This is a genomic window from Pseudomonas kermanshahensis (genome assembly GCF_014269205.2).
Lineage (GTDB): Bacteria > Pseudomonadota > Gammaproteobacteria > Pseudomonadales > Pseudomonadaceae > Aquipseudomonas > Aquipseudomonas kermanshahensis.
This window is the reverse complement of record NZ_JABWRY020000001.1, coordinates 3,043,899-3,063,900: the sequence shown is the minus strand read 5'-3', so window position 1 is coordinate 3,063,900 and position 20,002 is coordinate 3,043,899. Positions and strand designations below refer to the sequence as shown.

Genomic DNA, 20,002 nt, shown 5'->3' with positions numbered 1-20,002 from the left:
CTCGGCGGGAATAGATTTTGTTACCGGGCGTCTGCCTCTTACACTGACAACCCCAGAGGCCGGGACATAGCCATGCACGATCTGGACGAACACCAGTGGCGCGAGCTGCTGGCACGTTTGCGCCGCTTTGCCTTGTGGTTGACGCGCGAACCGGGCAGCGCCGACGACCTGGTGCAGGCCACCGTCGAGCGAGCCTTGAGCCGCCAGGGCCAGCAACGTGAAGCTGAGGCGCTGCGCGCCTGGCTGTTCACCATCCTTTATCGGCTGTTTCTTGACGGCAAACGCCGCGACCGTCTGCATGCCCGTTGGCTGTCCTGGTTCGGCCGAGCCGAGGTAGAAAACGAGCCCGTTGGCGGCAATATCGAAGACATCGTGCTGGCCCAGGCCGACCTGCGTGCCTTTGCTCGGCTGTCGGCGGAGCAGCGTGCTTTGCTGCTGCTGGTGAGCATCGAAGGTTTGAGTTACAAAGAGGCCGCCCAGGCCTTGGGCATCCCTATCGGTACCGTGATGTCGCGCTTGTCGCGCGCCCGCAATGCCTTGCGCGAACTGACCGAGGGCAACCCTCAACCCCCGGCCTTGCGGAGACTGAAATGACACGCCTGATCCCCACTGAAGATGAGTTGCATGCCTACATCGATGAGCGCTTGGCGCCTGCTCGCCGGGCAGAGGTAAAGGCCTGGCTGGCGGCCAACCCGCAGGAGGCGGCGCGGGTCGAGGGCTGGCGCAGCGATGCGCGGCGGCTGCGTGTGGCACTTGCCGGCCTGGGTGAACAGCCGGGGGCTGCGCAGCTGGATCTGGGCCAATTAAAGCAGCGGCTGCGCCAGCGACGTCAACGGCGTTGGGCATCGGCGGCAGTGCTCGTGCTGGCGATTGGTGTGGGTGGTTTGGGCGGTTGGCAGGCACGGGATGCGATGTTGGCCCGGGTCGATCTGCCCATGGCCGATGCGGTCCAGGCGCATCGGCTGTTTGCCGGTAGCGAGGCGCTGGATATCCAAGCCAGCGACCCGACTCAATTGCGTGACTGGTTGGGGCGTCATTTCAGCCGGGTAGGCCAGCTGCCGGACCTGGCGGGTTACGGTTTCAGGCCGGTGGGCGCGCGGTTGCTCAGCAACGAACAAGGGCCTGCGGCGCTCCTGGTGTTTCAGGATGGCAAAGGGGAACGCATCAGCCTGTTTCTGCGCTCGCCGGGTGAGCGTTATGAACGCATGCCCGAGGGGCAGCGGGTTGATGGGCAACTGGAGGCACGGTACTGGTCGCATGGGGCGTATAACTTTGCGTTGGTCAGTGCGGCGGACGATACGCGTGGGGCGGGGGTAGGGGAGGCGTTGCGGTTGGGGTTGTAGGGTGATGGTGATGATTTGGTTGAGTGGGTGTGGGCAGCCAGGCGTAGGGCATTGGATTTTTATCGCCCGTGAGATCGAGCGCCGCGCGGGCGGCGCTCGATCTCACGGGCGCTGCAACTCAAATGCCTTACACCAGACCCGCGTCAGCTCAACTCCAGCCAGATCGGTGCATGGTCCGACGGCTTTTCCATCCCGCGCAACTCATAGTCCACACCCGCCGCCTTGATCCGTGGCACCAGGTGCTGCGACGCCATGATCAGGTCGATGCGCAGGCCACGCTTGGGTTCGTCCTCGAAACCGCGGCTGCGGTAGTCGAACCAGCTGAAGCGGTCGGCCACGTCCGGGTGCAGGTGGCGGAAACTGTCGACCAGGCCCCAGCCTTTAAGGCGCTCCATCCATTCGCGCTCTTCCGGCAGGAAGCTGCATTTACCGGTCTTGAGCCAACGTTTGGCGTTGTCCGGGCCGATGCCGATGTCACAATCCTGGGGCGAGATGTTCATGTCGCCCATCACCAGCACCGGCTGGTCGTTGCGGAACTGGTTTTCGAGCAGGGCCTGCAGGTCGCTGTAGAAGCGCTGCTTGGCCGGGAATTTGGTGGGGTGGTCGCGGCTTTCACCCTGGGGGAAGTAGCCGTTCATGATGGTGATCGGGTTGCCGTCGGCATCGGCGAAGGTGCCCCAGATGAAGCGGCGCTGGGCGTCTTCCTCATCGGTGGCAAAACCCTTGTGCAGGCTCAGCGGTGCCTGGCGCGACAGCAAGGCGACGCCATAGTGGCCTTTCTGGCCGTGGTAATGCACGTGGTAGCCCAGTGCCTGGACATCGGCCAGAGGGAACTGATCGTCGCTGACCTTGGTTTCCTGCAGGCCGATCACGTCAGGCTGATGCTTGTCGATCAGCGCCGCCAGCTGATGCGGGCGCGCTCGCAGGCCGTTGATGTTGAAACAGACGATCTTCATGGAAAGACAATCCCGGTAAAAGCCGCGATGCTAGCCGACATCGCGCGGCATCACCAGCATGGCGGGTTCGGGGTGCTGCTGCTAACGTGCTGTAGGGGCTGAACGATGCGCGGTGGAGCACACTCCAAGGCATTGCAAGCCCATTCCAGGAGGACTGCCCGCAATGCCCGAAACCACTGCCACGCCGGCGCGTATCTGCCAGCTCGACGACGGCTACAGCCGTGAGGCGCGTTCGCTGCTGTACAACGCCTACCGCCATGAACCTACCTTTGCTTACATTTTCGAGGCGCAGCGCCCAGGCTATGAGCGCCGCCTGCGAGTGATGGTGCGTGAATGGGTGCGCCAGCACTTTTACCTGCAACTGCCGGCCATTGGCCTGTTGCTGGATGACCGCTTGATTGCCCTGGCCCTGATCGTGCCGCCGCTGCGCAGGCTGGGGGTGGCCGACAGCTGGGCCTGGCGTTTGCGCATGATGCTGGGTACCGGCCTGCGCTGCACGCGACGCTACATGGACTACCAGGCGGCATTGGCCAGTTGCTTGCCTACAGACCAGGTACACGTCCTGCCTCTACTGGGCGTGCACCCGCAATTTCAGGGGCGCCAGTACGGTGAGCAATTGTTACAAGCTGTGCATGACTGGTGCGCGGAAGACCCCAGCACTCAGGGCGTCGTGCTGGACACCGGCAATGAACACTACCTGGCGTTCTACCAGCGTCAGGGCTATGAGGAAATTGGCGAGGTTGCCGTAGGGCCGATCCGAGAAAGGGTGTTCTTCCATCCCAACCCCGTGTCTTCAACGTCCGCTTTGGCCTGACAAGCCGCCAGACGGCTCCCTTGAGCGCCCGGCTCTGGTAGCATGCCCCGCATGACGTATTCAGGAAGATTAACCTGGGGCCTGGTTTTCTGGGTCGCCAGTTTCGCAGCATGGGGCCAGAGCGAGTTGCTGGTGAAGGTAAAGCCAGCCAACAAAGCGCTCAAGGCCAATGTCGAAGGCTATATCGGCAACTTGGGTGACCGCGATGAAGAAGCGCTGCTGCGCTTCAGTCGCGGGGCTCAGGAGCAGGCGCGCAAAGCCGCGCAGGCACTTGGCTACTATCAAGCCCAGATCGATACCGAGGTCAAGCCTCCCGCCAAAGCCGACCAAGCCCCGCAATTGATAATCCAGATCGCCCCCGGTGAGCCTGTGCGCCTGCGCAACGTGACGGTGCGCATCGAAGGGCCTGCCAGTGAGATGAAGGCGTTTCGAGTGCCCGACAGCAAGGCACTGCGCGCTGGCGAGCAGCTTAACCATGGGCTTTACGAAGATGCCAAACGGCTGATCCAGAACCAGGCTTCACGCTATGGCTTTTTCGCCGGCCGCTTCAGCCGCCAACGCCTGGCAGTCGACCCCCAGGCCGGCGTGGCCGACATCGAACTGGTCTACCAAAGCGGCCCTCGCTACCGCCTGGGCGCGGTCAAGTTTGGCGGTGACACACCGCTGGATGAAGACCTGCTGCAGCGCATGGTCTCGTTCAAGCCAGGCACGCCCTATGACTCCGAGCTGATTGCCGAACTCAACAACGACCTGCAATCGAGTGGTTACTTCGAGGGTGTGCGGGTAGACGCCGCGCCGACTGCCGCCGTGGGCGAGGACATCCCGGTGGAGGTCCGCCTGGAAACCCGCAAACCACGCACCATGGGCCTGGGCCTGGGCTTCTCGACTGACGTCGGCCCCCGTGGCAAGGCGAACTGGACGCGACACTGGGTCAACCCTCAGGGCCACAGCTACGGCTGGGAAACCGAACTGTCGGCACCTCGGCAGAACGTCGGCCTGTGGTATGACGTGCCGCTCGACCCGCCGCTGACCGACAAACTGCGCTTTGCCGGTGGTTACCAGAACGAGGAACTCGCCGGTACCGACACCCTCAGCAAGCTGCTCACCGTCGGGCCAGAATGGCACAGCAAGTTGCCCAGTGGCTGGCAGCGGGTTATCTCGCTCAAGTACCAGCGTGAAGAGTACCGCCTGGGCGATGACTCGGGGCTGAGCAACTTGCTGATGCCGGGCGTCAGCTTCTCGTACCTGCGCAGCGACAACCGCATTGACCCGCACAATGGCTACCGCCTGCAGTTCGATACCCAGGTGGCGAAGGAAGGCCTGGTCTCCGACACCAACCTGCTGCATGGCAACGTGCTGCTCAAGGGCCTGACCACGCTTGGCCATAACCATCGCTTCCTCGGCCGGGTGCAATTCGGCGGCAGCGCCACCAACGGCTACAAGAACAACATCCCGCCTTCGCTGCGCTTCTTCGCCGGTGGCGACCAGAGCGTGCGTGGCTATGACTACCAGACCTTGTCGCCGAAAAACAGCGACGGCGACCGCATCGGTGGCCGCTACCTGGTGGCTGGCAGCGTCGAGTACCAGTACTCACTGACTGAAAAGTGGCGCGTGGCAACCTTTGTCGATCAGGGCAACTCGTTCAACACCTTCGAGCTGCCAAGCCTCAAGACCGGGGTGGGCATTGGTGTGCGTTGGGTTTCACCGGTTGGGCCATTGCGCCTGGACCTGGCCAAGGCCCTCGATGACGAGGGCGGTATTCGCCTGCACTTCTCCATGGGGCCTGAGCTGTGACACGTGTGTTCAAATTCGTACTGCTGGGCGTGCTCGGCGGGGTGGTGGCCGTGGGCCTGGCGCTGGGCGTGCTGGTGGGGACCGAAAGCGGCAGCCGCTGGGCACTGGCCAGGGTGCCGGGGTTGCAGGTCGCTGACTTCCAAGGGCGCCTGGCGGGCAGTTGGCAAGCCAGCCAGCTGAGCTGGGTCGAGGGCGGTAACCGGGTCGAGGTGCAGGCCCCGCTGTTGACGTGGTCGCCCGCGTGCCTGCTGCGTGCCACCTTGTGTATCGATCAACTGCAGGCGCAGCGCATCGACATGGCGTTTGCACCCAGCGATGCACCGGCTGAAAGCGGCCCGCTGCAACTCCCGGCCCTGCGTTTGCCGGTCGCCATCGAGCTGGGTGAGGTCAAGATCGGCCAACTGCGACTCGACGGCAGCGACCTGCTGGGTGATGTGCAACTGGCCGCCCACTGGACCCAAACGGGCATGCGCATCGACCGCCTGCATCTGCAGCGCGATGACCTGCGCCTGGACCTGCAAGGCGACCTGCAACCTGAGGGCGATTGGCCGCTGCAGTTGCAAGGGCAAGTTCAGCTGCCTTCGGTAGAGGGTAAAAGCTGGCAACTGGCGTTGACCGCGCACGGCGAGCTGCAGAAAACCCTCACACTCGAAGGCACCAGCTCGGGTTACCTCGATGCACGGCTGAACGGTGAGCTACAAGCGCTGGCTGAAAACCTGCCAGCAACGCTGCAGATCCGTTCCGACGCTTTCAAACCAACCGGGTCGCTGCCGGACACCTTGCAGTTCAATCAGCTTGAGCTTAATGCCAAAGGTGATTTGCTCAAAGGCTATAAATTATCGGGCTCAGCCAGTTTGCCGGCTGAGCAGTCGCCGATTGCCTTGGTCCTGTCTGGGCGGGTGGATAGCAAAGGGGCCAAGGTCGATGCCCTGGACCTCAACGCCAGCGATAACCAGCGGCTGAAGCTGCAGGCCAGTGCCGACTGGCAACAGGGCCTGACTGCCGATGCCCAGCTCGATTGGCTGGACTTCCCATGGTTGCGCCTGTACCCGCTGGAGACGCCGCCTGACGTCACGCTCAAGCAATTCAATGCCCAGGTGCACTACCGCGATGGCAATTATCAAGGCACCTTCAAGGGTGATCTTGACGGCCCGGCGGGGGCGTTTTCCCTGGCCAGCCCGTTCGAAGGTGATTTGAACCAGGTGAAACTGCCGCAGCTGGCGCTCAGCGCTGGGCAAGGCAAGGCCGAAGGCAGCGTCGCGGTGCGCTTCGCCGATACGCTGGCGTGGGATGTCGACCTGCAGCTCTCGGCGCTCGACCCCGCGTATTGGCTTGCCGAACTGCCCGGCACCCTGGCCGGGCCGCTGCGCAGCAAAGGTGAAATGAAGGGGGATGCACTCAAGCTCGATGCCCAGCTAGACCTTAAAGGCCGCCTCCGCGGGCAGCCGGCAGTGCTCAAGGTCGAAGCCCAAGGGGCAGGGGAAAGTTGGACACTCGGAGCCCTGGCTATCCAGCTGGGTGACAACCGCATCAATGGCAGTGGCAGCCTGCAACAGCGGCTGGCCGGGCGCGTGGATCTCGACTTGCCGCGTTTGGGGCAGCTATGGCCGAGGCTGCAAGGGCAGGTCAAGGGCCGGCTGGACGTCGCCGGGACCTTGAAGGCGCCCCAAGGTACGCTCACTTTGCAGGGCCAGCAGCTGGCGCAGGCCGAAAACCGTATTCAGCGCCTGGACCTGGACGCACGCCTGGACAGCGCCCAGCGTGGTGTGATCGACCTCAAGGCCGGCGGCATTCACCTCGGTGACACGGCACTGGGCACCTTGCAGGCCAATGGCAAAGGCGACATTCGCCAGCAAGCCCTGACCCTGGCGCTCGACGGCCCGCAGCTCAAGCTGGACCTGGGTCTGGACGGCCAGTTGAACAAAGGCGACTGGCGTGGTCGCCTGGCCAGTGGCCGAATCCAGGCCGGAGGCCAGGATTGGCAGTTGCAGGCGCCGGCACGCCTGCAGCGGTTAGCCAGTGGCCAGCTGGATTTTGGCGCCCATTGCTGGCGTTCCGGCCAGGCCAGCCTGTGTGGTGATGACCAGCGCCTGGCACCTGAGCCGCGCTTGCGCTACCACCTTAAACAGTTCCCGCTGGACAGCCTGGCCCAGTGGCTGCCAAAGGACTTTGCCTGGCAGGGCCTGCTGAATGCCGACGTCAACTTGGATATCCCGGCCAGCGGCCCCAAGGGCAGCATTGTTGTGGACGCCAGTGGCGGCACCTTGCGCGTGCGCGACAAGGGGCGTTGGATCGATTTCCCTTATCAGGCGCTGCGCCTGGACAGCACCCTGGCACCTCGGCGCATCGACACCCGCTTGAATTTCCGGGGTGAGCGCCTGGGCGAACTGAGCCTGAATGCCCGCCTCGACCCCTTGGGCAAGAACAAGCCATTGTCGGGCGATTTCCGCCTGGCGGGCCTGGACCTTTCCGTCGCCCGACCGTTCGTGCCCATGGTCGAACGCCTGGCCGGGCAGTTGAATGGCAGCGGAAATTTATCGGGTACGCTGCTTGCACCGCAGGTCAACGGCAACCTGGTACTGAGCCAGGGCGAGGTCAGTGGTGCCGAGCTGCCGGTGAGCCTGCAAGACCTGTCGTTGCAGGCTACGATCGCCGGTGAACAGGTCCAGCTCAACGGCGGTTGGCGCAGTGGCGAAGCGGGGCGCGGCCAACTGTCCGGTAACCTGACCTGGGGGCAGGCCTTAGGCATGGACCTGCGTTTGCAGGGGCAACAATTGCCGGTGACGGTCGAGCCCTATGCGACGCTGGAAGTCGCACCGGACCTGAACCTGCGCCTGGTCGACGACAAGCTGGCGATAACCGGCAAGGTGCAGGTGCCAAAAGGCAAGATCACGGTACGCGAGCTGCCGCCCTCCACGGTGAAGGTGTCTGATGACACCGTTATCGTTGGCCATCAGACCGAAGAGGGCAAGCCGCCCATGGCGATGGCCATGGACATCGATGTCGATGTCGGGCGCGAAAAGCTGTCGTTCAAAGGCTTTGGCCTCACGGCCAACCTGTTGGGCCACGTGCATATCGGTGACAACCTCGATACCCGCGGTGAGCTGAGCCTGGCCGATGGTCGTTACCGCGCCTACGGGCAGCGCCTGACCATACGCCGGGCGCGCTTGCTGTTCGCCGGCCCGCTCGACCAGCCGTACCTGGACATCGAAGCGATTCGCAAAGTCGATGACGTGATTGCCGGTATTCGCTTGAGCGGCAGTGCCGAGCAGCCCACCACGCAGGTGTTCTCCGAACCTGCCATGAGCCAGGAACAGGCGCTGTCGTACCTGGTGCTGGGTCGCCCTTTGGGCACGTCGGGTGAGGACAACAACATGCTCGCCGAGGCCGCGTTGGGCTTGGGCTTGGCAGGCAGTGCCGGCATTACCGGAAGCCTGGCATCGAGCTTGGGTATCGATGACTTCCAGTTGGATACCGAGGGTTCGGGTAACACCACGAGTGTGGTCGCCAGCGGCAACCTGACCGAGAAGCTGAGCTTGCGCTACGGGGTTGGAGTGTTTGAACCGGCCAACACCATCGCGTTGCGCTACAAGTTGAGCCGGATGGTGTACCTGGAGGCGGCCAGCGGGTTGGCGAGCTCGCTGGATATCTTCTACAAACGGGACTTCTGATCGCCGCGGTCAACGGACCGTGGCAGCCTCGACGAACTCATTGGTATCGGGTGTGGGCGGGGGTGTGGGTTTGGCTATGCGCACCGGTGTGATCAGGCTGGTGTACTCCTCGATCAGCCGGTTAAGCGCTTCAGGCGGCTCACTGGCCTGGAACTGCATGCGGATCTGCACCTCGTCAGGGTCACGACTGTCGCCCTGGCGGCCCTGGCCACCAATGGTCACCTTGAAACTGGCGGCGTTCGTCTCGCTGGCCGCCAGCAGTGCTTGCTGCGCCTCGGTGCCCTTCACGCGGACCGACAGGTCAACCTGCATGCGCTCAAGTGCCAGGCCCTTGGGCGACACTAGCGCAAACAAGGGCACACGCATGATGTGCTGCTCATCCATGGCAATTTCGACCATCTTGGCCTTCATGGGCGCACCCAGTGCTTCGGTGTCGCAGTCGAAGAATTGATCGAACAGATTGATGTACTGCTGAGCTATCAGGCTGTTGGTGGCGCTGGCGGCTTCTTGCAGGCCGCGTGTGATCTCGCGCAGGTCGATGGATGTCATGGGGGCGGGGGACTTGTCCAAACGTTCGGCTCCTGGGTCCAGGGGGTGCCCCCTGTTGCGAGGGGGCGATCATTACCGACCTCAGTTGGCAGCAAGTGCCCCAGGCGTTGCTTTACTGCCCGGCGCATTCTGAGCAGCGGGCGCTGGTTTGCTGCCGTTCGCGAGGCCGTTGAGCGTGTCGGCTTGCGAGATCACGTCCGGGCTATTCAGCTTCGCGGACTTGACGACAGTGGGTTTGGTGGCGGCCTCGGTCAGGAAATCGATGACCCTCATCATCGCTTCAGGCGGGTCTTGGCGCTTCAGGGTCGTGCTGAAAGCGTAGCGGGCGCGGGTATCGGTCTTGCGGGTTTGCGTGGACTTGTGGCTGATGCTGCCCTTGACGTTGAGCTTGAACGGCCCCCAACCCAGCGACCCGGTTGCAGATGCGGCCAGGTTCTTGTCGGTCACGTCTTCCGACATCTGGTTGATGGTCAGTTCGAACTCGACATTACCTTCCTCGATGGCGATGTTCGGGTGGGTGATCGCCGCTACCAGCGGCACTTTCATGGTTTTGCTGACGACGCCTTGGTATTCACCCTGTTCATCGACGATGGTTTCGTCGTAGTCGAACTGGATGGCGACGGCCTTGCCTTCCTGAACGCACACTTGCATCAGAAAGTCGGCGTACGACTTGCTCGCGGTAACTTGTGCCTGAACCATGGCTTGCAGGGGGCCTGCGATCATGCGATCCATCGGCAAGGCATTGATGACGGACCCGATGAGGCTGTTGTCTAGGGACATAGCTGGATTCTCTTTTTAATGGGTGCAGCAAACGTGGCCGTCAGTGGCGACCATTAGGGTTATCGCCTAGCGAACATAGGGGGTCCTGTCGGCGGATATTGCCGATCTGCCGCAGGCTCAGGCCGTATTTGTCGGCCAGCAGGCTGCGTGACAAGCCCTCGGCGCTTTCCTGCTGGATCTGTAGGTTGCGCAACTGGCGCATGAAGTGGTCGGCTTTGGGGATTTCCAGGGCCACACCAGCGAAGCGCTTGATCAGCGCATCGAGCGCCTCGGCCGGGAGCACATTCGCGAGCTTGGTGCGCTCGCGGTGCTTGGGGATGTATTTGGGTCTGCCGCCATAGGCGCAGGTGAGCTGGAATGCATTGTCGATACCGATGCAGTCGATCAGCGCTTGCAGTGAGTGGGGTAACTGGCTGATGTCTATCCGGGTAAGGTCTGGTAACTCCATGCGACGCTCCATCGTTCGGTGTAGATGTGGTAAGCGATCACCTGCGGCGTTGTGTCGAAGGTGTGACCGAATTCTCAGGTAGAGCCAAGGTGCGTCGCTAGGCGCCATATAGGCTTGGGTTTGTAGCCTCGTTGAACAGTGTTTGCAGGCAGTGATTTCCCTTCTTGTAGGACATGCCTTCAACTATTCGCTGCAGCCGTTGAATTCCCGCTGTGACACGCCATGACTCACTTGCTGGGGCCAGTGACCTTCAGTCGCACGGATAGATGCTCAACAGGCTTGCGCTTCTCAGGTATGCCTTGGGGGTCGTGCTCATGTCTTGGGGCAGGGCGCGCCAGTCGACCAGCAGGCACAGCGCGCGGAACGCATGCTCGGCGCGTTTTCCTATAATGCGATCGGGAAAATCTCGGCGATAAAGTGCCCGAGTCTGCTTCACTGCGTGCACTTGGTCGGCCTGTGCCAGTGTTTGTCGGGCCAACTCCGGTAACAGGGTTGCCGGCACGGTGAAGTGCACCTGGGTGGCATGAGCCTGCAGGTAACCCGCTTCGCGAACGCTGTACCAGAGTTGTTGCCATTGACTGGATCCGGCGCTGGCCCCCAGTTCATTGCCTAGCTTGAGCAACTGTTCGGTGGGCGCCTGGCGCGTGTCCAGTGCGTAAAGAGGGAGGGGCGTCACAGCAAGGGATGCGAACAGCAGGGATTTGTACATGGTGCCTCCGGCACGGGCGATGAGGGCCCATGCTTTCAGGCGAGTGGCACCACACTAAGCAGGAAATGCAGCGCCAGTGCGGGTGGGCGTTGTATCATTGCCGCGGCTCGTTGCGAGCCTTTTGCCCCTGATGTTGCAAGGAACTTTCAATGACACACGTGCAGCGCCTCAAATATTCACTTCTGATCATCCTGGTGGTACTGGGCCTCATGGTTGGCCTGTCCCACCTGCAAAAGCAGGGCACGATCAGTGAGCAGACCTTCCAGTTGCTGGCGATCGCCATTGCGGTGGTCGTGGTGGTCATCAACGGCATTCTGCGGCGCAAGGTCAAGCCCTGACCTGTGCGGGCCGGCCAGGTGTGGCCGGCCGTACGCTCAGCGTGGGGACGCTTGATCCAGCACGGCGCGGGCCTGGGGGTTGAGGCTGTAACATTTGTCGCTGCCCAGGTTGATGACGCCTTCGGCGCACAGCCGCTTGAGCACTTCGCGTACGCTCAGGAACGACAGCGGAATGTCCAGTTGTTCCAGTTGCGCGTGCACGCCACGCACGCCAATGCTGCGGCCATGGCGGTCGGCCGCATGCAGCGCATCGATCACCTTCAAGCGGATCAGGCTGGTGCGCAAGCCAAAGGTGCGTAAAAGTTCGCGAATCTGTTCGTTACCGACACGTTCTTCGGCGAAAACGTCCTGTCCCTTGGGCGCTTTGCCGGGTACACGTGCAGCCTGCATTGAGGGTTGCGGGTTGTACATGTGAATGCTCCTTTTCGTGGACTAACCCGAAATGTGGTTGCCTCACTTATTAGGACGAATGAGAACGGAAAATCTGCAGCCCGCTCGAAAAAAAATATGCCTGTCCCTGTTCAAGACGTTCTATCGCCTTGTAATACGTAAAATTTTCATTCAGCCATTCGTCTGATCGGGATGACCCCCCGATCCGAGGTGTGCCCGTGTTTTCGATTTCTCGTCCCATAAACAGCGCTGGCCTGGCGGCTGCGCTGGTCGCCTTCAGCACTGCTGCGCTGGCGCAGCCCGCCAGCACGGATGCCAGTGCGCAGATCCGGCGTACCAGCTACGGAGTACCGCACATCGTGGCCAAGGATGAGCGCGGCCTTGGGTATGGCATCGGCTATGCCTACGCACAGGACAACCTGTGCCTGTTGGCCAACGAAGTGCTGACGGTCAGCGGCGAGCGATCGCGGCACTTCGGTGCCAAGGCCAAGACCATCGAGCAACGGGACAACCTTGCCAGCGACCTGTTCTTCACCTGGCTCAATACGGCGAGCGCAGTGGGGGCATTTCTGCAGGCACAACCGGCACCGGTGCGTGACCTGCTCGATGGCTATGCGCGCGGCTTCAACCGTGCCCTCGCCGAGCGTCGCAGCCAAGGCCTGCCGGCAGAGTGCGGGCAGGGTGACTGGGTGCGGCCGATCACCCGCGAAGACTTGGTCAAGTTGACCCGTCGCCTGTTGGCTGAAGGGGGCGTTGGACAGTTCGCCGAGGCGCTGGCAGGGGCGCAGCCGCCCTCATTGACGAGCCAGCGCGAGGCCACAGGCTTTGCCACGGCGTTGGCCCGGCAGGAGCGTTTTGCCTCGGAGCGTGGCAGCAACGCTGTGGCCGTCGGTTCGCAGCGCTCGGCCAATGGCCGTGGCCTGCTGCTGGCCAATCCGCACTTTCCCTGGATGGGCGGCATGCGCTTCTACCAGATGCAACTGACCATACCGGGCCAGCTGAATGTGATGGGGGCGGCACTGCCGGGCTTACCTGTGGTGAATATCGGCTTCAACCGGCATCTGGCTTGGACACATACGGTCGACACGTCAAACCATTTCACCCTTTACCGCCTTCAGCTGGACCCGAAGGATCCGACCCGCTACCTGCTCGATGGCAAGTCTGTGCCGTTGATGCGGCAGGTCGTCAGTGTCACGGTCAAGGCCGAAGATGGCACCTTGAGCCAAGTATCACGCCAAGTTTACAGCTCGGAATTCGGGCCAGTGGTGCAATGGCCGGGGCGCCTGGATTGGGACGCGCGTGCGGCCTACAGCCTGCGCGACGCCAACCTGGACAATACGCGAGTGTTGCAGCAGTGGTACCGCATCAACCGCGCCGACAGCCTGGACGCGTTGAAGGGCTCGGTGCAGCAGTTGCAGGGCATTCCCTGGGTCAACACGCTTGCTGTCGATGAGGGGGGCGGGGCGCTGTACCTGAACCAGTCGGTGGTGCCGTACGTCGACCAGCAACTGCTGAGTGAGTGCGGCGACCCCAAGGCGCAAGGGCGCATGGTGGTGCTCGATGGTTCGCGCAGTGCCTGCCAGTGGAAGGTCGACGCGCAGGCCGCGCAGCCCGGCATCTTCCCCGCACGATTGCTGCCGAGCCTCGCGCGCAAGGACTTCGTGCAGAACTCCAACGACCCTGCCTGGATGGCCAACCCGGCTCAGCCGTTGACCGGGTTTTCGCCGCTGGTCAGCCGTGATGACCAGCCCCTCGGCATGCGTGGGCGTTTTGCCCTGCAGCGCCTGCAAGGCACGGCCAAGCTGGGTGTAGACGACCTGCAGCGCATGGTGATGGATGATGAAGTCTACCTCGCGAGCCTGCTGCTGCCGGACCTGCTGGCGTGGTGCAAGGGTGCCGAGGCAGATGTGCAGCCTGTGTGTGCCAGCCTGGTCGCCTGGAATGGCAAGGCAGACCTGGACAGCGGCGTTGGCCTGGTGCATTTCGAAAACATGCTCGAGGCCCTGGCGGCTCACCCTGAAAGCTGGCGGGTAGCGTTCAACCCGGCCGACCCGCAGCATACGCCGCGTGGCCTGGCGGTCGAGCAGGCGGCAGTGCGCAAACTGCTGCACGAGGCGGCGTTGGCGTCCCAGCAGCAAGTGGCAAAAAGCGGGGTCGGGGGCGACAGCCGTTGGGGGCAGGTGCAGCAGGCTATCGATGGTACGCCGGTGCCTGGCGGGCCGCAGGGGCTTGGGGTGTACAACGCGATCCACAGTGTGCCGCATGGGCCGGGCAAGCGCCTGGTGGTCAGTGGTACCAGCTACCTGCAACTGGTCAGCTTTACCGAACAAGGGCCGGAGGCGCGTGGGCTGCTGGCGTTTTCACAGTCAAGCGAGGTGGGCTCGGCGCATGCGCATGACCAGACCAAGGCATTCTCGGCCAAGCAGCTGGCAGTGATGCCGTTTACCGAAGCGCAGATAAAGGCAGATCCGGCGTATCGCGAGACAGTAATCAGCGAAGGGGATAGATAAGTGAATCTGGGGCTGCTTTGCAGCCCATCGCAGGCAAGCCAGCTCCTACAGGTATGTGCGAATCCCTGGGAATACGCTGTACCTGTAGGAGCTGGCTTGCCTGCGATGGGCTGCGAAGCGGCCCCAGATTTCCGGGTAGTCAGGAAAACTCGAACGGCGTTAACTGAAAGCCCTGTTCATCGACCTGCAGGGTCCAGCCCCGGCGGTCCCAGTCCCCTAGCACAATGCGCCGTGCCGGTTGCCCGTCCACCACCAGCTTGTGAATCGCCGGCCGGTGGGTGTGACCGTGAACCAGCGTCCTGACACCGTGCGCCGCCATCACCTTGGGCACTTCCTCTGGCGTGACGTCGACGATTTCCGTGGCCTTCATGCGCGTTTGCGTGCGGCTTTCACTGCGTAGCTTGCGCGCCAGCTTGTGCCGCGTGGACAGCGGCAGGTGCCGCAGAATCCAAAGGCTCAACGGATTGCGCAGGTAACGACGCAGCTTCATGTAGGCCACGTCCCGCGTGCACAGCGTGTCACCATGCATCAGCAGCACCTGCTCACCGCCCAGTTCGACAACGCTTGGGTCGGCCAGCAAGGTGCAGCCCGCGGCATCGCAAAAGTCCTGACCAATCAGGAAATCACGGTTGCCGTGCATCAGGTAGACCGCCGTACCGCTGTCGCTCAACTGGCGCATGGCCTGGCAGATCGACTGCTGGAACGGCGTCATGGCATCGTCGCCGATCCACGCTTCGAAGAAGTCGCCCAGGATGTAGAGCGCTTTGGCATGCCGCGCACGGCCATCGAGCAGATCAAGAAACGCCCGGGTGATATCCGGGCGTTCTTCTTGCAGGTGCAGATCGGAGATCAGCAGTATCACCCAATGATCTCGGCTTTCTCGATGATCACGTCTTCTTTCGGTACGTCCTGGTGGCCCGCTTTTGAACCGGTGGCGACTTTTTCGATGGCGTCGACGATTTCACGGCCTTCGATCACTTCGCCGAATACCGCGTAGCCCCAACCCTGCACGTTCTTGCCGCTGTGGTTGAGGAAGTCGTTGTTGGAGGCGTTGATGAAGAACTGCGCCGAGGCCGAGTGCGGCTCCATGGTGCGGGCCATGGCGATGGTGTACTTGTCGTTCTTCAGGCCGTTGTCGGCTTCGTTCTGGATGCTGGCACGCTTGTCACGCTTTTCGTTCATGCCTGGCTCGAAACCGCCGCCCTGGATCATGAAGCCCTTGATCACCCGGTGGAACACGGTGTTCGAGTAGTGACCGGCTTCAACGTATGCCAGGAAGTTGGCAACGGTCAGCGGGGCTTTTTCGGCGTTCAGTTGCAGGACGATGTCGCCGTGGTTGGTGCTCAGTTTGACTTTGGACATGCTGAAATTCGCTCTTTCAAGGCATTAAGGAATTAGGGTGCGCAGTACGCGGGTTATCACCTGACGCAGTATCAGGCGATCGCGACACAATGGCGCGCACAGGCCATTTTGCCAGCCTGCGGCAAAAAGCCGTGATAAATCACGCCAGTTTGTCCGAGCCCGGCTGTCAGCAGCTTGACTGCTTCGGCTATGATAGGCCCTTTGATTCAATCGGCCTACCCAGGCCGGACACGTGCATTCAAGGATCCTATGAGCAAGCCCACTGCCGACAACGCGCCCAACGCCGCTGCCAAAGGCGCCCCCGCTGTCCCTGCGAACTTCCTGCGGCCGATCATCCAGGCCGACCTGGACTCGGGCAAGCACAGCAGCATCGTCACCCGCTTCCCGCCGGAGCCCAACGGTTATCTGCACATTGGTCACGCCAAGTCGATCTGCGTGAACTTTGGCCTGGCCAAGGAATTCGGTGGCGTCTGCCACCTGCGTTTCGACGATACCAACCCGGCCAAGGAAGACCAGGAATACATCGACGCCATCCAGAGCGACGTCAAGTGGCTGGGCTTCGACTGGGCCGGCGACGTGCGCTATGCCTCCAACTACTTCGACCAGTTGCACGATTGGGCGGTCGAGCTGATCAAGCGTGGCAAGGCCTATGTCTGCGACCTGACCCCTGATCAGGCCAAGGAATACCGCGGCAACCTCAAGGAGCCTGGCAAGAACAGCCCGTTCCGCGAGCGCAGCGTCGAAGAAAACCTCGACCTGTTCGCACGCATGAAGGCCGGCGAGTTCAAGGACGGCGAGCGCGTGCTGCGGGCCAAGATCGACATGGCGTCGCCGAACATGAACTTGCGCGACCCGATTCTTTACCGCATCCGTCATGCCCACCATCACCAGACCGGTGACAAGTGGTGCATCTACCCCAACTACGACTTCACCCACGGCCAGTCGGACGCCATCGAGGGCATTACCCACTCGATCTGCACCCTGGAGTTCGAAGGGCACCGTCCGCTGTACGACTGGTTCCTCGACAACCTGCCGGTGCCGGCGCACCCACGTCAGTACGAGTTCAGCCGCCTGAACCTGAACTACACCATCACCTCCAAGCGCAAGCTCAAGCAGTTGGTCGATGAGAAACACGTCGACGCCTGGGATGACCCGCGCATGTCGACCCTGTCCGGCTTCCGCCGCCGCGGTTACACGCCGGCGTCGATCCGCAATTTCTGCGAGATGATCGGTACCAACCGTTCCGACGGCGTGGTCGACATGTCGATGCTTGAGTTCAGCATCCGTGACGACCTCGACCGCACCGCGCCACGTGCCATGTGCGTACTGCGCCCGCTGAAAGTGGTCATCACCAACTACCCGGAAGGCCAGGTCGAGCAGCTCGAACTGCCGCGCCACCCGAAGGAAGACATGGGGGTACGTGTCCTACCGTTCGCCCGCGAGCTGTACATCGACCGCGACGACTTCATGGAAGAACCGCCGAAGGGCTACAAGCGCCTGGAACCGGCCGGTGAAGTGCGCCTGCGTGGCAGCTACGTGATCCGCGCTGATGAAGCCATCAAGGATGCCGACGGCAACATCGTCGAACTGCGTTGCTCGTACGACCCGGACACCCTGGGCAAAAACCCGGAAGGCCGCAAGGTCAAGGGTGTGATCCACTGGGTGCCGGCCGCAGGCAGCGTCGAGTGTGAAGTGCGCCTGTACGACCGCCTGTTCCGTTCGCCAAACCCGGAAAAGACCGAAGACGGCGGCAGCTTCCTGGACAACATCAACCCAGATTCGCTGCAAGTGCTGACCGGCTGCCGCGCCGAACCGTCGCTGGGCCAGGCGCAGCCTGAAGACCGCTTCCAGTTCGAGCGCGAAGGCTACTTCTGCGCCGACCTCAAGGACAGCCAGCCGGGTCGCCCGGTGTTCAACCGCACCGTCACCCTGCGTGACTCCTGGGGCAGCTAAGGAACCGTCGTGCTTAACATCTACAACACGCTGAGCAAAACCAAGGAAGCCTTCAAGCCGCTGGATGGCAATAAGGTGCGCATGTACGTGTGCGGCATGACCGTGTACGACTACTGCCACCTTGGCCACGGCCGCAGCATGGTGGCCTTCGACCTGGTCACCCGTTGGCTGCGCAAGAGCGGCTACGAGCTGACCTATGTGCGCAACATCACCGACATCGACGACAAGATCATCAACCGGGCCAACGAGAACGGCGAGACCTTCGACGCGCTGACCGCCCGCATGATCGACGCGATGCACGAAGACGAGCGCCGCCTCAACATCCTGCCGCCGGACCAGGAGCCACGTGCCACCGATCACATCGCGGGCATGCACGCCATGATCCAGACGCTGATCGACAAGGGCTACGCCTACGCGCCGGGTAACGGCGACGTGTACTACCGGGTAGGCAAGTTCGTCGGGTACGGCAAACTGTCGCGCAAGAAGATCGAAGACCTGCGCATCGGTGCCCGCATCGAGGTCGACGAGGCCAAGCAGGACCCGCTCGACTTCGTGCTGTGGAAGGGCGTCAAGCCGGGCGAGCCGAGCTGGGAATCGCCGTGGGGCCCGGGCCGTCCTGGCTGGCACATCGAGTGCTCGGTGATGTCCACCTGCTGCCTGGGCGAGAGCTTCGACATCCACGGTGGTGGCAGCGACCTGGAGTTCCCGCACCACGAGAATGAGATCGCCCAGAGCGAGGCGGCCACCGGCAAGCAGTACGCCAATGCCTGGATGCACTGCGGCATGATCCGTATCAACGGCGAGAAGATGTCCAAGTCGTTGAACAACTTCTTCACCATCCGTGACGTGCTCGAGAAGTATCACCCGGAGGTCGTGCGCTACCTGCTGGTGGCCAGCCACTACCGCAGTGCCATCAACTACTCCGAAGACAGCCTGCGCGATGCAAAAGGCGCGTTGGAGCGCTTCTACCACGCCCTGCGCGGCTTGCCACGAGTGCCGGCCAAGGGCGGCGAGGCGTTTGTCGAGCGCTTCAGCATGGCGATGAACGACGACTTCGGCACCCCGGAAGCCTGCGCCGTGCTGTTTGACCTGGTGCGCGAGATCAATCGCCTGCGCGACAGCGATCCGGACGCGGCAGCGGGCCTTGCCGGTCGCCTGCGTGAGCTGGGCGATGTGCTGGGTGTGCTGCAATTGGAGGCCGACGACTTCCTGCGTGCAGGCGCAGAAGGCAAGGTCGATGCGGCTGAAGTGGAAGCGTTGATCCAGGCGCGCCTGCAGGCGCGTGCAGACAAGAACTGGGCGGAATCCGACCGTGTCCGTGACCAGCTGACCGCCATGGGCGTGGTGCTGGAAGACGGCAAGGGCGGGACTACCTGGCGCTTGGCGGACTGATCAATGGCGCGAGGGGCTGCCACGCAGCCCTTTCGCGACACGCCACTAAGCAGCAGGCAGCGGTTTTCTCCCCAGCACCACTCGCCCTTTCTTCATGCCAACCGCCAGCGCTGACAAAATCAGGGCAATACACAGCCACTCCCAGCCGCTAGGCACCTCATCCACGATCAAGGCTGAGCTGACGATGCCGAATACCGGAATCAGCAGCGACAGCGGCGCTACCGTGGACACCGGGTATTCGCGCAGCAGGTAGTTCCATCCCCAATAGCAGAAGTGCGTCGCGGCATACACCTGGAAGACCAGGGAAAAGACCACGACGGCATTCGTCTGCGCTGCCAGTGCCACGAACGGGGTTGCGCCATGCAGCCACCACGTGAGCGACAGCAAGGGTATTGGCGCAAATAGGCTGGCCCATACCACGAAGGCAAAGATTTCCTTCACCTTTGACAGCTTGATGATGACGTTGCCGATGCTCCAGGCCAGTGCGCTGATCAAGACCAGCAGCAACCCTGTTGTCGTGGTTTTGCCCGGGCTTGCTGCGAGGATGCCAACCAAGCCGGTCGCCGCCAGCCCGATGCCGACCAGTTGCGGGCCGGTCAGGGGCTCGCGAAACAGCAAGCAGCCCCACGCCAGGGTAAAGAATGCACTGAACTGAATCAGCAGCGAGGCGCTGCCCGGTGGCACACCCATGGCGATGCCGAGATTGATCAATGCCCACATGGCTACGCCGAAGATCAGGCCGTAGGCACCTAACCAGCGGACGGCAACCTTGGGGCGCTTGACGAAAAACACCCACGGCAATGCGCACAGCGCGAAGCGTAAGCCGGTGAGCAGCAGTGGGTCGACGTGGGCCAAGCCCAGTTTGGTGATCGGGAAGTTGAGGCCCCATAGGGCTGTGACCAGGACGGCAAGGGTCAGGTGTTTTCTGTGCATGGTTTGGCAATCTTCTGAGGTCGCGGCAGTGCGCCTTGACGCTTCAGTCACTATGCCGCG

18 protein-coding genes are annotated in these 20,002 nt (G+C 62.4%); 9 read left to right on the top strand and 9 right to left on the bottom strand.

Annotated features, from left to right (window positions below):
• The first annotated feature begins 72 nt into the window (after nucleotides 1–72).
• Complete coding sequence (locus tag HU764_RS13955) at nucleotides 73–594, top strand: sigma-70 family RNA polymerase sigma factor (protein WP_186676503.1); 522 nt, start codon at nucleotides 73–75, stop codon at nucleotides 592–594.
• A complete protein-coding gene (locus tag HU764_RS13950; protein WP_186676506.1) occupies nucleotides 591–1,343 on the top strand; it encodes an anti-sigma factor family protein in 753 nt (250 codons plus the stop codon). Before HU764_RS13955 ends, HU764_RS13950 begins: the two co-directional genes overlap by 4 nt.
• A 143-nt stretch (nucleotides 1,344–1,486) precedes the next feature.
• Here the strand turns inward: HU764_RS13950 and xthA are convergent, their stop codons facing one another.
• Nucleotides 1,487–2,299, bottom strand: a complete 813-nt coding sequence (gene xthA / locus HU764_RS13945; RefSeq protein WP_027594805.1) for an exodeoxyribonuclease III — start codon at nucleotides 2,297–2,299, stop codon at nucleotides 1,487–1,489.
• Nucleotides 2,300–2,462: 163 nt separating this feature from the next.
• Between xthA and HU764_RS13940 the strand changes: the two genes are divergently transcribed.
• From HU764_RS13940 to HU764_RS13930, 3 genes are read left to right on the top strand one after another with little or no spacing between them, the layout of a single operon-like run.
• The gene (locus HU764_RS13940) at nucleotides 2,463–3,113 is read left to right on the top strand and encodes a GNAT family N-acetyltransferase (RefSeq protein WP_186702695.1); all 651 of its coding nucleotides are present in this window, start codon (nucleotides 2,463–2,465) and stop codon (nucleotides 3,111–3,113) included.
• A gap of 51 nt (nucleotides 3,114–3,164) precedes the next feature.
• Entirely contained in the window at nucleotides 3,165–4,907 is a 1,743-nt protein-coding gene (locus HU764_RS13935; RefSeq protein ID WP_027594807.1) for an autotransporter assembly complex protein TamA, read from the top strand.
• Nucleotides 4,904–8,578 (top strand): translocation/assembly module TamB domain-containing protein, encoded by a 3,675-nt coding sequence (locus tag HU764_RS13930; protein WP_186702694.1) that lies wholly within the window; start codon nucleotides 4,904–4,906, stop codon nucleotides 8,576–8,578. The genes HU764_RS13935 and HU764_RS13930 overlap by 4 nt, the downstream gene beginning before the upstream one ends.
• A 9-nt stretch (nucleotides 8,579–8,587) precedes the next feature.
• Here HU764_RS13930 and HU764_RS13925 read toward each other — a convergent pair whose 3' ends face one another.
• The 4 genes from HU764_RS13925 to HU764_RS13910 all read right to left on the bottom strand — a co-directional run bounded on the left by HU764_RS13925 (nucleotide 8,588) and on the right by HU764_RS13910 (nucleotide 11,064).
• Entirely contained in the window at nucleotides 8,588–9,148 is a 561-nt protein-coding gene (locus HU764_RS13925) for a DUF2589 domain-containing protein (RefSeq protein WP_186676512.1), read from the bottom strand.
• A gap of 60 nt (nucleotides 9,149–9,208) precedes the next feature.
• On the bottom strand, nucleotides 9,209–9,907 hold the full coding sequence (locus HU764_RS13920) for a DUF2589 domain-containing protein (RefSeq protein ID WP_186676516.1): 699 nt from the start codon (nucleotides 9,905–9,907) through the stop codon (nucleotides 9,209–9,211).
• A 40-nt stretch (nucleotides 9,908–9,947) separates the two neighbouring features.
• On the bottom strand, nucleotides 9,948–10,355 hold the full coding sequence (locus HU764_RS13915; RefSeq protein WP_186676518.1) for a Mor transcription activator family protein: 408 nt from the start codon (nucleotides 10,353–10,355) through the stop codon (nucleotides 9,948–9,950).
• A 250-nt stretch (nucleotides 10,356–10,605) separates the two neighbouring features.
• The gene (locus tag HU764_RS13910) at nucleotides 10,606–11,064 is read right to left on the bottom strand and encodes a hypothetical protein (RefSeq protein ID WP_186676520.1); all 459 of its coding nucleotides are present in this window, start codon (nucleotides 11,062–11,064) and stop codon (nucleotides 10,606–10,608) included.
• Nucleotides 11,065–11,213: 149 nt separating this feature from the next.
• On the opposite strand from HU764_RS13910, the gene HU764_RS13905 reads away from it, so the two are divergent.
• Nucleotides 11,214–11,402 carry a hypothetical protein gene (locus HU764_RS13905; RefSeq protein WP_027594812.1) on the top strand — a complete coding sequence of 63 codons (189 nt, stop codon included), beginning with the start codon at nucleotides 11,214–11,216 and terminating at the stop codon, nucleotides 11,400–11,402.
• Between the two features lie 36 nt (nucleotides 11,403–11,438).
• Here the strand turns inward: HU764_RS13905 and HU764_RS13900 are convergent, their stop codons facing one another.
• Nucleotides 11,439–11,813: a fe2+ zn2+ uptake regulation protein gene (locus HU764_RS13900; protein WP_186702693.1), complete on the bottom strand. Its 375-nt coding sequence runs from the start codon at nucleotides 11,811–11,813 to the stop codon at nucleotides 11,439–11,441.
• A gap of 197 nt (nucleotides 11,814–12,010) precedes the next feature.
• On the opposite strand from HU764_RS13900, the gene pvdQ reads away from it, so the two are divergent.
• Complete coding sequence (gene pvdQ, locus HU764_RS13895) at nucleotides 12,011–14,302, top strand: bifunctional acylase PvdQ (protein WP_186702692.1); 2,292 nt, start codon at nucleotides 12,011–12,013, stop codon at nucleotides 14,300–14,302.
• 139 nt (nucleotides 14,303–14,441) lie between these two features.
• Here pvdQ and HU764_RS13890 read toward each other — a convergent pair whose 3' ends face one another.
• Both HU764_RS13890 and HU764_RS13885 read right to left on the bottom strand, forming a co-directional pair.
• Nucleotides 14,442–15,164, bottom strand: coding sequence for a UDP-2,3-diacylglucosamine diphosphatase (locus HU764_RS13890; RefSeq protein ID WP_085273483.1), 723 nt, complete (start codon nucleotides 15,162–15,164; stop codon nucleotides 14,442–14,444).
• Nucleotides 15,161–15,664, bottom strand: coding sequence for a peptidylprolyl isomerase (locus tag HU764_RS13885; RefSeq protein ID WP_186676526.1), 504 nt, complete (start codon nucleotides 15,662–15,664; stop codon nucleotides 15,161–15,163). Before HU764_RS13885 ends, HU764_RS13890 begins: the two co-directional genes overlap by 4 nt.
• Before the next feature lie 249 nt (nucleotides 15,665–15,913).
• Here HU764_RS13885 and HU764_RS13880 point away from each other — a divergent pair, with 249 nt between their 5' ends.
• Both HU764_RS13880 and cysS read left to right on the top strand, forming a co-directional pair.
• The gene (locus HU764_RS13880) at nucleotides 15,914–17,617 is read left to right on the top strand and encodes a glutamine--tRNA ligase/YqeY domain fusion protein (RefSeq protein ID WP_027594817.1); all 1,704 of its coding nucleotides are present in this window, start codon (nucleotides 15,914–15,916) and stop codon (nucleotides 17,615–17,617) included.
• A 9-nt stretch (nucleotides 17,618–17,626) separates the two neighbouring features.
• A complete protein-coding gene (gene cysS, locus HU764_RS13875) occupies nucleotides 17,627–19,009 on the top strand; it encodes a cysteine--tRNA ligase (protein WP_186702691.1) in 1,383 nt (460 codons plus the stop codon).
• Nucleotides 19,010–19,054: 45 nt separating this feature from the next.
• On the opposite strand, the gene HU764_RS13870 is transcribed toward cysS, so the two are convergent.
• The gene (locus HU764_RS13870; RefSeq protein ID WP_186702690.1) at nucleotides 19,055–19,942 is read right to left on the bottom strand and encodes an EamA family transporter; all 888 of its coding nucleotides are present in this window, start codon (nucleotides 19,940–19,942) and stop codon (nucleotides 19,055–19,057) included.
• Between the last annotated feature and the right edge of the window lie 60 nt (nucleotides 19,943–20,002).